The organism is Micromonospora sp. NPDC051925 (assembly GCF_044548625.1).
GTDB lineage: Bacteria > Actinomycetota > Actinomycetes > Mycobacteriales > Micromonosporaceae > Micromonospora.
This window is the reverse complement of sequence record NZ_JBIUCH010000001.1, coordinates 440,462-455,886: the sequence shown is the minus strand read 5'-3', so window position 1 is coordinate 455,886 and position 15,425 is coordinate 440,462. Positions and strand designations below refer to the sequence as shown.

Sequence of the window (15,425 nt, the reverse complement as noted above, 5' to 3'; positions counted from 1 at the left end):
GACCCCCTCATGCTGCTCGACCCCCGTGCGCCGCGGTTCGCCGCCGCCGTCACCACCGTCGTCCTCGCCGCCGCCCTCGTCACCGGGTCACCCGTGCTGCTGATCGCGCAGGCGGTGGTCTTCGCGGTGGCCGCGATCAATCCCCGCCTCGGCCCGTACGGCCTGCTCTACCGGGCCGTCGTCGCGCCCCGGCTCGCCCCGCCCACCGAGCTGGAACCCGCCGCGCCGGTCCGCTTCGCACAGCTCGTCGGCCTGATCTTCGTGGTCGTCGCGGCGATCGGCCAGCTCGCCGGCGTACCGGTGCTCGGGCTCGCCGCGACCGGCGCGGCGCTGGCCGCGGCCTTCCTCAACGCGGCCTTCGACCTCTGCCTCGGCTGCGTCGGGTACCTCGCCCTGCGCCGGCTGGCGGGCCGACCGATCGCCGCCCGGGTGCCCGCCGGCCTGTCCTGACGCCGTCCGCCGTCCGCCCCGGGGCCGGTGTACCGTCCCCGTGGTCCCTACCGCGGGAGTGACGTGTGACCTGGCTGGCCGGGGCAGCGGTCATGAACTCCTGGACGCCAGGCGTGCCGGTGCACCGGGTCGGTGTCACCACGCTGCCCGCCGCACCGTCCTTCCTCGCTCTGTTGCACCGGTCCTACCAGGCCCAACCGCTCACCCTGCCCTGAGCCGGACCGCCGAACGGTCGGGGGATCCGTGCGGAGCCGGTGGCCGTCCGGTCAGGCGTCGAGGAACTCGTCGATCATCGGGGCCAGCCACCGTGCCCGGTGCGGCACGGTGGTGTGGGTCGTACCGGGCAGGACGGCCAGCCGGCACGCCGGAAGCCCGGTCAGGTCGCCGGGCACCCCGCCACCGAGCAGCCGGAACATCTCCACCGCGTGTTCCGGCCGGACGATGTCGGAATCGGCGAGCACGATCATGGTCGGAGCGGTCAGGCCCGGTACGGCCGACGCCGGCCAGCGCGCCGTGGAGCAGCACCAGCGGACGACCGGTGGCGGTGCCGTGCGACTCGTAGTGGAGGGACAGGCCGTTGACGGATGCGTGGCTCATGGCACCACCGCGGTGCTCCTGGCTTCGCGGGTTGCTGTCCTCTGCTGCCGGGAACACTGCCAGCGGCGGCTTACGGTCCACTTCCGGTGCGCTTGCGGCGAGCGGTCGCCGTGTGGTGCGGGGAGCGGCCTGGCGTCCGGGGAAGGATGCGTTCGCACCGGGGGCTTGAAATCCTATTGCTTCGGTAGGAAAATCGATCCATGCTGCTTGTTCGGCTGTTCACCTCCCGCCGGGTCGTCGACCTGATGCGGGTCGCCGCGCAGCGCTGTCCCGGACCGTCCTTCGTCGCCTGACCGGCCGTGCCGTCCCCCGTGAGGTGGCCCGTCGCGGTGGACGGCCCCGACGTCCCGACCACCCCGGGTGGAGAACCGGCTGCCGGTGGCCGTCGGGGCCGGCGAGAAGATCCCGTACGAGCGGCACGCGCCCGTCGCGCAGCCGTGACCCTCCGATCCGCTCGCAGGAGGCCCACCAGATGACCGAGCCCGCCCACCTCCCACCACCGGTCGAGGCCGACGCCGACGCGTTGCGTACGCTGCTGCGCCATCAGGCCAGCACCGTCACCGTGGTCACCGCGCCCGGCACTCCGGCGGTCGGCTTCACCGCCACGTCGTTCACCTCGGTGTCGCTGGCCCCGCCGATCGTCTCGTTCTGCCTGAACCTCGGCTCGTCGAGCTGGTCCACAGTGGCCCACGCCCGGCACGTGGTGGTGCATCTGCTCGCCCACCACCAGCAGGAACTGGCCCGCACCTTCGCCACCAGCGGCATCGACCGGTTTGCCGCACCGACCCGGTGGCGGGTCGGGCCGGAGGGGGTGCCGATTCTCGACGAGACCCTGGCCTGGCTGCTCTGCCGGGTGGTCGAGCGGGTGACCGTCGGCGACCACGCGATCGTGCTCGCCGAACCGGAGCTGGTCCGGCACGCCGACGTCGGCTCACCGCTGCTGTACCACCGGGGTCGTTACGCCGGTCTGGCCGGCGGCCCGGACGGCGCGGCCCGCCGCCCCGCCGCCTGACCGGCCTGCCCACCGGACAGAATTCCTTTAAATCCTATGGCTTTAGTAGGCATTGCGTCAACGGATCAGCGCTCCCGCGTGCGATAGCCGACATCCGCCGCGCGTTTCGTTGACACCACCGGCACCCCGGAGATGGACTCGGCTCATGTCCAGCGAGCTGCGGCTGACGATCCGCGGCCACATCGACTTCGGTCGGGTGTGGTCGAGTTCCTGTCTGGCCTGACCCGGCACCCGCACCCGTACCTGACGCGCCACACCGGCCCGTCGAGGTGGGGCTCACCGCCGAGCTGACCGCCGCATCCTCCGACACCCTTCACCGGCCCGCGCCCCGCGCACCGGCCGGGTGTCGGCGTACCCGCCTCCGCCTGCCTGGACAGGAGATACCGCCATGCCCGTCCGCCCCCTGCGGACCCTCGCCGCCGTCGCCGTGCTGGCCCTCGCCGCCGGCTGCGCCACCGCCACCACCCCGGCCGTCGAGGCCGCCGGACAGCCCCGCTCCGGCGGCGCCCTCACCTGGGCCGTCGAGACCGAGCCGATCACCCTCAACCCGCACCAGTACGCCCAGGCCAAGGCCCGCCTGCTGGTCTGGAACAGCTTCGAGTCGCTGCTCACCTACGACAATCAGGGCAAGCTGGTGCCCTGGCTGGCGACCGGCTGGCAGGCCGCGCCGGACGGACTGAGCTACACCCTCCCGCTGCGCGCCGGGGTGACCTTCACCGACGGCACCCCGTTCGACGCCGCCGCCGTCAAGGCCAACTTCGACAAGCTCCGCGAGCCCGGGTACGCGCCCGCCGTCGCCGCCGTGCAACTGCGCAACCTCAAGGCCGTCGAGGTCGTCGACCCGCACACCGTACGGCTCACCCTGATCGCCCCGGACGTGCTCGTCCTCGACTTCCTGGCCTCCCCGCAGGGCGCCCAGGTGTCCCCGAAGTCGTTGCGTGAGGCGAAGAACCTCAAGGCCGGCGGCGTCGACGTCGTCGGCACCGGGCCGTTCGTGCTGGACCGCTACGTTCCCGGCCAGGAGCTGCACTACACGCGCAACCCCGGCTACGACTGGGCCCCGCCGACCGCCACCCATACGGGGCCGGCCCACCTCGACGAGATCACCTACCGGTTCCTCAAGGAGTCCGCGGTCCGGGTCGGCGCCCTCACCTCGAACCAGGTGCAGCTCATCGAGGGCGTCCCCGCCACCGACCAGCCGCTGATCACCGGCAACCCCCGGCTGCGGTTGACCCGCGAGCTGAACTCCGGCTCCGCCTACGCGTACTACTTCAACGTCTCCCGTGCGCCCTTCGACGACCTGCGGGTCCGGCAGGCGTTCCGGGAGGCCCTCGACGTCGACACCGTGTTGTCGTCGGTATACCAGGACACCGCCATCCGGGCGTGGAGCGTGGTCAGCCCGTCCAGCCCGCTCTACGACAAGCGCCTGGAAGGCAGCTACGGCGGCGACGCCGCCAGGGCCAACAGCCTGCTCGACCAGGCCGGTTGGACGGGCCGCGACGCCGACGGCTACCGCACCAGGGACGGCCGGCGGCTCACCGTACGACTCGTGCAGGCCGCCCCGTACGTCCGGGACCGCCGCGACGTGCTCGCCCAGGCCGTGCAGGCGGCGGTCAAACAGAGCGCCGGCATCGACCTCAAGATCTCCCTGGTCGACCAGGGCACGTCCCAGCAGGCGTTCGAGAAGAACGAGTACGAGGTCTTCGACAACTCCCGGGCCGACACCGACGCCGGGGCGGCGCTGAACCTGCTGCTGCACTCCGACGGCGGCATCAACCGCACCAGGATCAACGACCCGCAGGTCGACAAGCTCCTGGAGGCCGGCCAGAGCAGCACCGACCAGTCCCGCCGGGTCGCGATCTACGCCGATCTGCAACAGCGGGTCGTCGCCGACCAGGCGCTGGCCCTGCCGCTCTACGCCCCGGCCGACCAGATCGCCGCCAGCACCGCCGTCGGCGGGGTGTGCTTCGAACCCACCGCCGGGGTGCCCGCCAGCGCCTACGACCTGTGGATCGCGAAATGAGACTGCTGCGCGCGGCGACCCGCCGGGTCGCCAGCGGACTCGTGGTCCTCTGGGTCGCCGCCACCGCCGCCTACCTGGCGCTGCTGGCCGCGCCGGGGGACACCGTGGACAGCATCGTCGGCGACGGCGCGGACACCCCGCAGATCCGCGCCCAGATCATCGCCGAGTGGGGCCTGGACCGGCCGGCGGTCGTGCAGTACCTCGACTACCTGTGGCGGCTGGCCAGCGGTGACCTGGGCCGCTCCTACCTGTTGCAACGTCCGGTCGCCGAGGTCATCGGCGAGCAGCTCGCCCCCACCGCGACCCTGGCCGTCGCCGCCGCCGGACTCGGGGTGCTGCTGGCCGTCGTGGTGGCGGTCGCCACCGCCGGCCGTCACCGGCAGTGGCCGCGCCGGGCCAGCTCCGGCGTCGAACTGCTACTCGTCTCCACCCCGCCGTTCCTGATCGGCATCGTGCTGCTCAGCGTGCTGTCGTTCCGGTACGGGCTGTTCCCCGTCGCCGGTGACCAGGACCCCGCCGCCCTGGTGTTGCCGGCGGTGACCCTCGCCCTGCCCATCGCCGGCCTGCTCGCCCAGGTGCTGCGCGACGGTCTGGACCGGGCCCTGGACGAGCCGTTCGTGCTGACCGCGCGGGCGCGAGGAGTGCGGGAGCGGGTGGTGCTGCTGCGCCACGCCCTGCGGCACGCCCTGCTGCCGGCGGTGACCCTCGCCGGTTGGCTCTTCGGCATCCTGCTCGGCGGCGCCGTCATCGTCGAGCAGGTGTTCGGCCGGCCCGGCCTCGGACAGGTCACCCTGACGGCGGTGACCAGCAGGGACATGCCGGTGGTGCTGGCCGTGGTGACGCTCTCCGCCGTCGGCTACGTGGTGGTCAACACCGCCGCCGACCTGACCTTCCTGCTCGTCGACCCGCGCCTGCGAAGGAGCTGACGATGACCGTCACCCTGGGCCCCACGCCCACCGCCGTCGCGGCGGTCCCGCTCGTCGCGGACCCGCCCGCCGCGGCCCGTCGGCGGCGGGTCCGGCCGCGACCGGCACTGCTCGCCGCCGGGACGTACCTGATCCTGCTGGTCGTCGCGGCGGCCTTTCCGGCCCTGCTGGCCCCCGGTGACCCGCTCGCCGCCGACCCGCGGGCCGTGCTCGCCCCACCCGACGCGGTGCACTGGCTCGGCACCGACCAGCTGGGCCGCGACGTCTGGACCCGGGTGGTACACGGTGCCGGGCACTCGTTGACCATCGGCCTCGCCGCGACCGCGATCGCGGTCGTCGGCGGGGTGCTGCTCGGACTGCTCGCCGGGCTGGCCCACCGGTTCGCCGACGAGGCGCTCAGCAGGTCCTTCGACGCCTTGTCGGCGTTCCCGTTGCTGCTGCTGGCGCTGCTGTTCATCACGATCACCGGGCCCGGCACGGTCAGCCTGATCGTCGCCATCGGCATCGCCACCCTCCCACACCACGCCCGGGTGGTACGGGGACAGACCCTGCTGGTCCGCCGGGCCGGGTACGTCGAACAGGCGGTCAGCTTCGGCCTGTCCCGGCCGCGTCTGGTGCTGCGGCACGTGCTGCCCAACGTGATCGGCCCGATCCCGGTGCTCGCCGTGATCGGGCTCGGCGAGGCGATCCTGGCCGCCGCCGGGCTCAGCTTCCTCGGCCTCGGTCCACAGCCACCGTCACCCGAGTGGGGCGCGATGCTCTCCGAGGGACGCAACTACCTCCAGGTGGCCTGGTGGATCACCGTCTTACCTGGTGCGGCGGTCACCGCGACGGTGGTGGCGTTGACCGTCGCCGGACGGCACTGGCAGGCCCGATTCGACGGGCGGCAACGCTGATGGCCGCGCTGCTCGCCGTCGAGGACCTGCACGTCACCTTCGACACCCCGACCGGTGCGGTGGACGCGGTACGCGGCATCAGCTTCACCGTGGAGGCCGGCGAGTGTGTCGCCGTCGTGGGGGAGTCCGGCTCGGGCAAGAGCGTCACCGCCCGTACCCTGGTCGGCCTCGCCGGCCCCGACGCCCGGGTCCGGGCCGGCCGGCTCGACCTCGCCGGTCGGGACGTCCGCCGCCATCGGCCGCAGGACTGGCGGCGGGTGCGGGGCCGGCTCGCCGGGCTGGTCGTGCAGGACGCGCTGGTCTCCCTCGACCCACTGCGCACCGTCGGTGCCGAGATCGGCGAGGTGCTCGCCGCCCACGACATCGTCGGCCGGCGGGAACGCGTCGGCCGGGTCGTCCACCTGCTCGACCAGGTGCACGTGCCCGAGCCCGAACGTCGGGCCCGGCAGTACCCGCACCAGCTCTCCGGCGGGCTGCGGCAGCGGGCGCTGATCGCCTCGGCGATCGCCGGGGAGCCCGCCCTGCTCATCGCCGACGAGCCGACCACCGCGCTGGACGTCACCGTGCAGGCGCAGATCCTGCGGCTGCTCGCCGAGCGGCGGGCAACCGGGCTCGGTCTGCTGCTGATCAGCCACGACCTGGCGGTGGTCGCCCAGGTCGCCGACCGGGTCCTGGTGATGCGGGACGGCCGGATCGTCGAGCACGGCCCGACCGGCCGGCTGCTGCGGGCCCCGCGCCACCCGTACACCCGGCAGCTGCTCGCCGCGGTGCCGTCGGCCTCGTCGCGGGGACGTCGGCTCAGCGATCCGGCCCAGGTCAGGGAGGGCTGCGGGGTGCCCGTGCTGGCACGCACCCCGCTGCCGGTGCGGCCCGCCGTGCGAACCGACGACACCGTGCTCGACGCGGTCGGGCTGACCAGACGGTACGGCCGGCACACCGTCGTGCGGGACGTCTCGTTCACCGTGGCCCGGGGCGAGACGCTGGGGCTGGTGGGTGAATCCGGCTCCGGCAAGAGCACGCTCGCCCGGCTCGTCGCCGGCCTGCTCGTCGCCGACGCCGGCACGGTCACCTTCGAGTCCACCCCGTGGTCCGGCGTGCCGGAGCGGGCCCGCCGACCGCTGCGTCGCCGGTTGCAACTGATCTCCCAGGATCCGCTGGGCTCCTTCGACCCCCGGTACACCGTCGGCCGGCTCGTCGCCGAGAACCTCGACCCCGGTCCGGACCGGACAGACCGGGTGGTCGCCCTGCTGCGCCGGGTCGGCCTCGGCCCGGACCTGCTCGAGCGGCACCCCCGGGCACTCTCCGGCGGGCAACGACAGCGCGTCGCCATCGCCCGCGCCATCGCCCCCCGGCCCAGCCTGATCATCTGCGACGAGCCGGTCTCCGCCCTCGACGTGTCCGTCCAGGCCCAGGTTCTCGACCTGCTGGCCGAGCTGCGCGCCGCCGACGGCACCGCCCTGCTGTTCATCTCCCATGACCTGGGCGTGGTGCACCACCTCGCCGACCGGGTGCTGGTCCTGCACGACGGGGAGGTGGTCGAGCAGGGCCCGGTCGGCGACGTCTTCAGATACCCCCGGCACGACCACACCCGGGCCCTGCTCGACGCGCTGCCCACGCTCGTCACCGCCGGCTGACCGTAGGAGGAAGCCCATGCCCGATCCCACCCTGCACCTCGCCGCAGCCTTCGACGGTCTCGGCTGGCACCCCGCCGCCTGGCGGCTGTCCCACGCCGATCCGGCCGCGCCGCTGTTCCCCCGGTGGTGGGCCGCCCTGGTCGGGCAGGCCGAGCGCGGTGCGCTGGACCTGGTCACCATCGAGGACTCCCTGGACCTCCAGTCGTCCCTGCCGGACGGGCCGGACGGCCGGGTCGACCAGGTCCGGGGCCGGCTCGACGCGCTGCTGGTCGCCGCCCGGATCGCCCCGCTGACCCGGCACATCGGGCTGGTCCCGACCACCAGCGTCACCCACACCGAACCGTTTCACGTCTCCACCGCGGTGGCCACCCTCGACCACGTCACCGGCGGCCGGGCCGGATGGCAGCCCCGGGTCTCCGCCCGCCGCGCCGAGTCCGGTCACTTCGGCCGCCGGAACCTCCCGCCGCCGGACCCGACCCGGCGGGACGAACCGCAGGCCGTACGGCTCATCGGCGACCTGTTCGCCGAGGCCGCCGATGCCGTCGAGGTGGTCCGTCGGCTCTGGGACAGCTGGCAGGACGACGCGGAGATCCGGGACGCCCGGACCGGCCGGTTCGTCGACCGGGACCGGCTGCACTACACCGACTTCACCGGCCGGTGGTTCTCCGTCAAGGGACCGTCGATCGTGCCCCGGCCGCCGCAGGGGCAGCCGGTGGTCGCCGCGCTGGCCCACTCGACGGTGCCGTACGCGTTCGCCGCCCGGCACGCCGACGTCGTCTTCGTCACCCCCACCGACGTCGGGCACGCCGAGGCCGTCGTCGCCGAGGTGCGGGCGGCGGAGGAGACCGTCGGTCGGCCCGGCCCGCCGCTGCGGATTCTCGCCGACCTGGTGGTGCTGCTCGACGACGATCCGTCGCTGGCCCGACGGCGGTGGGCCCGGCTGGACGAGCTGCACGGCGCGGAGTTCCACTCGGATGCCGCCAGCTTCACCGGCAGCCCGGGGCAACTCGCCGACCTGCTCGCCGAGTGGCACCGAACCGGGGTGGACGGCTTCCGGCTGCGCCCCGCCGTGCTGCCCGACGACCTCACCACCATCACCCGGGCGGTGGTGCCCGCACTGCGGGACCGGGGGCTGTTCCGCGCCGGCTACCCCGGCGGGACGCTGCGCGACCTGCTCGGCCTGCCCCGACCGGCCAACCGGTACGCCGTCGCGGGCACCGACTGACCCCAGGAGGCACCAATGCCCAAGCAGATCATCCTCGCCGCGCACTTCCCCGGCGTGAACAACACCACGGTCTGGAGCGACCCGGCCTCCGGCAGCCACATCGACTTCGCCTCCTTCGTCCACCTGGCCCGCACCGCCGAGCGCGGCAGGTTCGACTTCTTCTTCCTCGCCGAGGGGCTGCGCCTGCGGGAACAGCTCGGCCGGATCCACGACCTGGACGTGGTCGGCCGGCCGGACACCCTCACCGTGCTGGCCGCGCTCGCCGCCGTCACCACCCACCTGGGGCTGGCGGGCACCCTGAACACCACCTTCCGGGAGCCGTACGAGCTGGCTCGGCAGTTGGCCAGCCTGGACCACCTCTCCGGCGGGCGGGCCGCCTGGAACGTGGTGACCACCTCCGACGCGTTCACCGGGGAGAACTTCCGCCGGGGCGGCTACCTCGACCGCTCGCTGCGCTACGAGCGGGCCGCCGAGTTCGTCCGTACCGCCCGGCGGTTGTGGGAGTCGTGGCCGGCGGACGCGATCGTGGGTGACCGCGACGGCGGCCGGTACGTCAGCGAGGCCGACCCCGGGGTCTTCGCCCACCACGGCGACCAGTTCGACATCGCCGGGCACTTCACCGTGCCGCGCAGTCCGCAGCTGCACCCGGTGATCCTGCAGGCCGGCGACTCGTCCGACGGCCGGGAGTTCGCCGCGTCCAACGCCGACGCGGTCTTCTCCCGGCACGGCACCCTGGAGGACGGCCGGGAGTTCTACCGGGACGTGAAGGCCCGGCTGGCCCGGTACGGCCGCACCCCCGACGACCTGAAGATCATCCCCGGGGCGACCTTCGTGCTCGGCGACACCGACGCCGAGGCCCAGGAACGCGCCCACCACATCCGCCGCCAACAGGTCAGCCCGCAGACCGCGATCCTGCTGCTGGAACAGTTGTGGAACCGGGACCTGTCCGGGTACGACCCGGAGGGTCCGCTACCCGCCGACGACCCCGACGTCTCCGCCGACGCGATCAGCCGGGGGCGGGCCGGGATGTACCCGGACCCGGTCGGCACCGCCCGGCAGTGGCGGGCGCTGGCGCAGGAGAAGGGCCTCGGCATCCGCGACCTGATCATCGAGGTCACCGGCCGGCAGTCCTTCGTCGGCACCCCGCAGCGGGTCGCCGAGCGGATGAACGACTTCGTGCAGTCCGACGCCGCCGACGGGTTCATCCTGGTGCCCCACCTGACACCGGGCGGCCTCGACGAGTTCGTCGACCGGGTCGTCCCGTTGCTGCAGGAACGCGGCGTGTTCCGCGCCGAGTACACCGGCACCACCCTGCGCGAGCACCTCGGCCTGCGGCCCGCCCGCCCGGTCACCCGGGTCGGCGCGGCATGACCGGCCCGGCCCCGGTCACCGTCTGCCGGCTGCGCTGGGAGGACCCGGACGCCGTCGCCCTGCGTACGGCGATGACCGGGGAGCTGCGCCAGCGTTACGCCGACCGCCCGCACGACCCGATCCACCTGCCCCCGGCCCGGGTGCTCGCCCCGGGCTCGGTGGCCTGGACCGGGGTGGCCTACACCGCCGACGCCACCCCCGTCGGCCACGCCGCGCTGCGCTGGCACGGCCCCGACCTGGAGCTCAAGCGGATGTACGTGGTGCCCGCCCACCGGGGGCGCGGCATCGCCGACCAACTCCTGGACGCCGCCCGGGAGGCGGCCGGTCGACTCGGCGCGGACCGGATCGTGCTCCAGACCGGCGACCGGCAACCCGACGCGGTCCGCTGCTACGAACGGGCCGGCTACCGGCCGGTCCCGGTCTTCCCGCCCTACGACGCGTTGCCCTACTCCCGCTGCTACGCCCTGGTGGTGCGCTCCACCCCGCGACGAAAGGCCCCGGTGCCGGCATGAAGTTCCTGCTGATCACCCTGATCACCCACCTGCCCGACCCGGTCACCGGACGACGCCGGAGCACCACCGAACGGTTCCGGGAGGTGGTCGACACCGCCGTGCTCGCCGAGGAACTCGGCTTCGACGGCTACGGCGTCGGCGAACGCCACGAACGACCCTTCATTTCCTCCGCGCCGCCGGTGGTGCTCAGCCACATCGCGGCGAAGACCCGCACCATCCGGCTGTTCACCGCCGTCACCACGCTGAGCCTGCTCGACCCGGTCCGGGCCTACGAGGACTACGCCACCCTCGACCACCTGTCCGACGGCCGGCTGGAACTGATCATCGGCAAGGGCAACGGCACCGCCCAGGCTGAGCTGTTCCACGTCACCGCCGAGGACCAGTGGGACCGCAACCGGGAAGGCTACGAGCTGTTCCGCCGGCTCTGGCGGGAGGACAAGGTCACCTGGTCGGGCCGGTACCGGCCGGCGCTGACCGAGGCCGAGACCTGGCCCCGCCCGCTTCAACAGCCCATCCGGGTCTGGCACGGCAGCGCCACCAGCCGGGAGTCGGTAGACCTGGCTGCCCGGTACGGCGACCCGATCTTCTCCGCCAACGTCACCAACCCCGTCGAGCCGTACGCCGAGCTGGTCCGGTACTACCGGCAGCGGTGGGTGCACCACGGCCATGATCCGGCCGACGCCCTCGTCGGCGCCGGCACCGCCGGATTCCACGCCGCCCGCACCTCGCAGGAGGCGATCGAGACGTACCGGCCGATCTTCGAGGCCCGGCTCGCCGCGTTCCGCCGGCTCGGCGTGGAACCGGTCTTCCCCACCATCGAGGACGCCGTCGCCCGCAGCTCCCTGCTGGTGGGCAGCCCGCAGCAGATCATCGACAAGGTGCTGCGCTACCACGAGCAGCTCGGCCACGAGGTGATCCACCTCCAGGCCGACCACGACGGGCTGACCGACAAGTCGCACCGGCAGAGCCTGGAGCTGTTCCAGGCCGAGGTGGCGCCGGTGCTGCGCCGGGAGATCCCCAGCCGCCCCTTCCGTCCGCCGGCGACCGCCGCCGCGTCGCTCTGACCAGAAACGGGGAACCCATGTCACCGACCGCGCTGTCCGTCCTCGATCTGTCCCCGGTGCCCGCCGGCGGCACCGTCACCGACGCCCTGCGTCACACCGTGGACCTGGCCCGCCGGGTCGAGCAGTTCGGCTACCGCCGCTACTGGCTGGCCGAACACCACCTGGCCGCCGGGGTGGCGAGTTCCGCCCCGGCCGTGCTCATCGGGCAGGTCGCCGCAGCCACCAGCGTGCTGCGGGTCGGCTCCGGCGCGGTGCAGGTCGGCCACCGCACCGCCCTGTCGGTGGTGGAGGAGTTCGGCACCCTCGCCGCCCTTCATCCGGGCCGCATCGACCTCGGTATCGGCCGGTCCGGTCAGCGTCGCGTCGAGGCCGCCCGGGAACTCGCCGTACCCACCCCACCGCCGGCCGAGGCCCGGGTGGTCGACGGACTGCTGATCCCGGCCCCGTACTCCTTCGCCCACCTCATCGGCGCACCCCGGTACGCCCTCAGTGTCGCGCTGCTGCACCAGGCCGGTGCGCAACCGCCCACGTTCGCCGGGCAGCTCGACGACATCCTCGCCCTGCTGCGCGGCGACTACCGGGACGACGACGGCCTCGACGCGCACGCCGTGCCGGGGGAAGGGGCGGACCTGCAGGTGTGGCTGCTGGGCAGCAGCGGCGGGGAGAGCGCACAGCTCGCCGGGGCGCTGGGCCTGCCCTTCGCCGCCAACTACCACGTCAGCCCCGCCTCGGTGCTCGCCGCGGTCACCGCCTACCGGGCCGCGTTCCGGCCCTCGGCGGCGCTGGCCGAGCCGTACCTGGTGGTCTCCGCCGACGTGGTCGTCGCCGACACCGACGAGGAGGCGCGTCGGCTGGCCGCCCCGTACGGGCCGTGGGTGCGCAGCATCCGCAGCGGTGACGGCGCGATCCCGTATCCCAGCCCCGAGCAGGCCGCCGCCCTGCCCTGGACCGACGCCGACCGGCAACTCGTCGCCGACCGGGTCGCCACCCAGTTCGTCGGTGCGCCGGAGACGGTCGCCGCACGGCTGCGCACCCTGCGGGACGTCACCGGCGCCGACGAGTTGCTGATCACCACGATCACCCACGACCACACCGACCGGGTGCGGTCCTACCAGCTGTTGGCGAAGGAGTGGGCCCAGTCCGGCGACGCGGCCACCCGATAACGAGGGGCCGGTGCCGGCCTGCTCCCGCACGCCGGCCGAGGCGGGACGACGGGGGCGTGTCGTCTCGCGCTACTTCATCGAACTGAGCAACCCGACCTCCGGTCGCAGCGCGCCGTCCTGGCCCAGCGACCGGAGGTCGGCCTCGACCGCGGTGCGCTCCAGCTTCCCCGCCCGCACCGCGTGGTAGCGCACCACCGACCAGAGGAAGACGTCGAGGTGGTCGAAGCGGGTGCCGCCCTCGACGACCTCCTCTTCATGGAACCAGAGGCCGACCTGCCCGTCGGCGAGCACCACGTGGAGGTTGCCACCACCGTCGGCGCCGATCGAGTAGACGTCGTCGTCGGTGAGCGTCGGCCGGTAGTCGGCGTCCAGGATCCGGCAGTCGTTCCCGGCGAAGTCGAACCCGTAGGACCAGTCGTACACGTCCAGGAACTGCGGCATGCGCCCGGACCGTACCCGGTGGTCGAACGCCGCCAACGCCGTGGCGGCCGTCGGCGGGAGGCGGTCGAGGATCGACGTCACCGGTCGGGTCTGCTCAGGGACGGTGACGGCAGGCCGGTCGGAGAACCATCGTGCGAGATCGGCGTCGAGGTCGCGTACGACGTAGCCGACCAGATCGTCAGGGGTGAGCGTCACCGGACGATGCTAACCACGACCCCCGACATGATCGTCCAGCCTGACCAGCGCCAAGGTGGTGCCCGTGCGGGTCCTCCCACCACGGGCCGGCGATCGAACCTCCCGAGCCCGCACATCGGGACAGGGCCGGTTTCGTACGGGGCAGCGGCATGCCCTGGTGTCTTCCCGCTGTGCCACGACGTCCGGTGGGCAATGTGCCGGATATGCCGGCGCGGGGGCCGGTTCCGGTGGAGCCTGCGAGGAGGGGAATCGCGTACGGACGTAGCGGCCACGGGGGTGATCTTGAATCGGAGGTTCGTCACTCTGCTGGCGATGACCAGCCTGTCGCCGATGATCGAGGCGGCCGTGCTGGTCTTCCTGGGGTTCGTGGCCGCCAAGGGGATTGCCCCGCAGGTCACCGCCGTCTGGCCGTACGACACGTACCACGACCTGCGGTGGCTCTACGTCTACCACCGATCATGGTGGGAGTACCTGCTCTGGCTGAGCTACGTGCTGGTCACCCGTGGCCTGTTCACCACCCTCCTGGTGGTGCTGGCCTGGCCGGAGGGGTTGCGCCGGCCGTCGGTGTGGTGGCTGCTGCGGCGCAACGTCGGGCTCGCCGTGCTGGTCGGAGGCTTCGTCGCGCCGTGGGCGGCGATCTCGGTGGCGGCGTCGGTGGTGGCGCTGTCCTGGGTGCTGCTGGCGTCCCTGCTCCCGATGTTCCTGCTCGCGCCGTTCCTGCAACGGGCCGCCGTGGTGGGACACTGGTGGCGAGGGCTGCCGTCGCTCTCACTGGTCGGCTGGTCGCTGCTGAACTTCGTGGTGCTCACGGTGGCCGGGGCGTTGTGCTGGAGCGTGCCCGGCTGGTGGACGGTGCCGGTGGCCGGCGTGGCCGGGGTGTGCAACGGGCTGCTGTGGAACCGGACGGTACGGGCGGCGCTGCTGTCGTCGCGGGTGCGCTGGGCCCGGGTGCCGGTGACCCCGCTGGCGGCCCTGCTGGCGGTCGCCGTACCGCTGGTCATCCCGCCGGTGACGGATCTGGTCCCGGGAAACGAGCAGTGGATCAAGACGGCGGTGCTCGACCGGCCGCTGCCGTCCGAGGTCACCCGCGCGGTGATCGTGCTCACCGGCTACGGCTCGGAGTACGGGGGTGAGCAGCCGGCCGACCCCCGGGTGCAACGGTTCTCCTACCGGGGACTGGACCCGGACGGGAAGCCGCTGGCGTATCAGGCGCAGGACACCAGGATATCGGTGGCGGACAGCGTACGGCTGCTCGAACAGCAGGTGGACCGGCTGCACCGGCGTACCGGGCGGAAGGTGGCGCTTGTCGGGGAGAGCGAGGGGGCGATGGTGGCCCGCACGTACCTCGCCCGGCGTCGCGATCAGGCGGTCGACACCCTCGTCATGTTCAGCCCGTTGATCTACGCCGGCCGGGCCTACTACCCACCACCACACCAGGACCAGGGGTGGGGCGTGGTCACCGGGTGGCAGTTGCGGGTCATCTTCGCGCTGGCCGACATCGGTGGCGGGGCCGGCGGCGGCCCGGACGAGCCGTTCATCCGTTCCCTGCTCGACGACGCGCCGTTCTACCGCAACCAGCTGATGTGCCCCGTGCCGGGCGTCCGGATCGTCGCCTTCCTGCCCACCACCACGGCCGCCGAGGCGCCTCCCGGCGAGTACGCCCGGATTCCGGTGTTCCAGATACCCGGCGTGCACGGCGGGCTGCTGGACCAGCGGCAGGTGCAGGACCGGCTGGTCGACTTCCTTCTCGGCAAACCGATCGGCCAGCACCGTGGCGAGTATCCGTGGTTGCAGCGCCTCGGCGCCGCCTGGCAGGCGCCACCGCTGCCGATCGCTGCCAACCCCGCGTGGGCGGACAATCCGCAACCCGACCCGGCGTTCACCGGGAAGGTCTGTCTGCCGGCCCGTTGACCGCC

General features: G+C 73.3%; 15 protein-coding genes. 13 read left to right on the top strand and 2 right to left on the bottom strand.

Features of this window, described 5'->3' with window-relative positions:
• Positions 1-9 precede the first annotated feature (9 nt).
• Positions 10-450 carry a DUF4395 domain-containing protein gene (locus ACIG87_RS02035; RefSeq protein ID WP_396847274.1) on the top strand — a complete coding sequence of 147 codons (441 nt, stop codon included), beginning with the start codon at positions 10-12 and terminating at the stop codon, positions 448-450.
• 65 nt (positions 451-515) lie between these two features.
• On the top strand, positions 516-665 hold the full coding sequence (locus tag ACIG87_RS02030) for a hypothetical protein (protein WP_396847272.1): 150 nt from the start codon (positions 516-518) through the stop codon (positions 663-665).
• A gap of 51 nt (positions 666-716) precedes the next feature.
• Here the strand turns inward: ACIG87_RS02030 and ACIG87_RS02025 are convergent, their stop codons facing one another.
• Positions 717-917, bottom strand: a complete 201-nt coding sequence (locus ACIG87_RS02025; RefSeq protein WP_396847271.1) for a hypothetical protein — start codon at positions 915-917, stop codon at positions 717-719.
• A gap of 602 nt (positions 918-1,519) precedes the next feature.
• Between ACIG87_RS02025 and ACIG87_RS02020 the strand changes: the two genes are divergently transcribed.
• The 10 genes from ACIG87_RS02020 to ACIG87_RS01975 all read left to right on the top strand — a co-directional run bounded on the left by ACIG87_RS02020 (position 1,520) and on the right by ACIG87_RS01975 (position 12,873).
• The gene (locus ACIG87_RS02020) at positions 1,520-2,059 is read left to right on the top strand and encodes a flavin reductase family protein (protein ID WP_396847269.1); all 540 of its coding nucleotides are present in this window, start codon (positions 1,520-1,522) and stop codon (positions 2,057-2,059) included.
• A gap of 388 nt (positions 2,060-2,447) precedes the next feature.
• A complete protein-coding gene (locus ACIG87_RS02015) occupies positions 2,448-4,082 on the top strand; it encodes an ABC transporter substrate-binding protein (RefSeq protein WP_396847267.1) in 1,635 nt (544 codons plus the stop codon).
• Entirely contained in the window at positions 4,079-5,008 is a 930-nt protein-coding gene (locus ACIG87_RS02010; protein WP_396847265.1) for an ABC transporter permease, read from the top strand. The genes ACIG87_RS02015 and ACIG87_RS02010 overlap by 4 nt, the downstream gene beginning before the upstream one ends.
• A gap of 2 nt (positions 5,009-5,010) precedes the next feature.
• On the top strand, positions 5,011-5,904 hold the full coding sequence (locus ACIG87_RS02005) for an ABC transporter permease (protein ID WP_396847264.1): 894 nt from the start codon (positions 5,011-5,013) through the stop codon (positions 5,902-5,904).
• Positions 5,904-7,538, top strand: coding sequence for a dipeptide ABC transporter ATP-binding protein (locus tag ACIG87_RS02000; protein WP_396847262.1), 1,635 nt, complete (start codon positions 5,904-5,906; stop codon positions 7,536-7,538). Before ACIG87_RS02005 ends, ACIG87_RS02000 begins: the two co-directional genes overlap by 1 nt.
• A gap of 16 nt (positions 7,539-7,554) precedes the next feature.
• A complete protein-coding gene (locus ACIG87_RS01995) occupies positions 7,555-8,763 on the top strand; it encodes an LLM class flavin-dependent oxidoreductase (RefSeq protein ID WP_396847261.1) in 1,209 nt (402 codons plus the stop codon).
• 15 nt (positions 8,764-8,778) lie between these two features.
• Positions 8,779-10,134, top strand: coding sequence for an NtaA/DmoA family FMN-dependent monooxygenase (locus ACIG87_RS01990; RefSeq protein WP_396847259.1), 1,356 nt, complete (start codon positions 8,779-8,781; stop codon positions 10,132-10,134).
• On the top strand, positions 10,131-10,646 hold the full coding sequence (locus tag ACIG87_RS01985; RefSeq protein ID WP_396847257.1) for a GNAT family N-acetyltransferase: 516 nt from the start codon (positions 10,131-10,133) through the stop codon (positions 10,644-10,646). Before ACIG87_RS01990 ends, ACIG87_RS01985 begins: the two co-directional genes overlap by 4 nt.
• Positions 10,643-11,710 carry an LLM class flavin-dependent oxidoreductase gene (locus ACIG87_RS01980; RefSeq protein WP_396847256.1) on the top strand — a complete coding sequence of 356 codons (1,068 nt, stop codon included), beginning with the start codon at positions 10,643-10,645 and terminating at the stop codon, positions 11,708-11,710. Before ACIG87_RS01985 ends, ACIG87_RS01980 begins: the two co-directional genes overlap by 4 nt.
• A gap of 17 nt (positions 11,711-11,727) precedes the next feature.
• Positions 11,728-12,873 (top strand): MsnO8 family LLM class oxidoreductase, encoded by a 1,146-nt coding sequence (locus ACIG87_RS01975; RefSeq protein WP_396847254.1) that lies wholly within the window; start codon positions 11,728-11,730, stop codon positions 12,871-12,873.
• Between the two features lie 69 nt (positions 12,874-12,942).
• On the opposite strand, the gene ACIG87_RS01970 is transcribed toward ACIG87_RS01975, so the two are convergent.
• The gene (locus ACIG87_RS01970; protein WP_396847253.1) at positions 12,943-13,509 is read right to left on the bottom strand and encodes a hypothetical protein; all 567 of its coding nucleotides are present in this window, start codon (positions 13,507-13,509) and stop codon (positions 12,943-12,945) included.
• A gap of 312 nt (positions 13,510-13,821) precedes the next feature.
• Here ACIG87_RS01970 and ACIG87_RS01965 point away from each other — a divergent pair, with 312 nt between their 5' ends.
• On the top strand, positions 13,822-15,420 hold the full coding sequence (locus tag ACIG87_RS01965) for an esterase/lipase family protein (RefSeq protein WP_396847251.1): 1,599 nt from the start codon (positions 13,822-13,824) through the stop codon (positions 15,418-15,420).
• Positions 15,421-15,425: the final 5 nt, after the last annotated feature.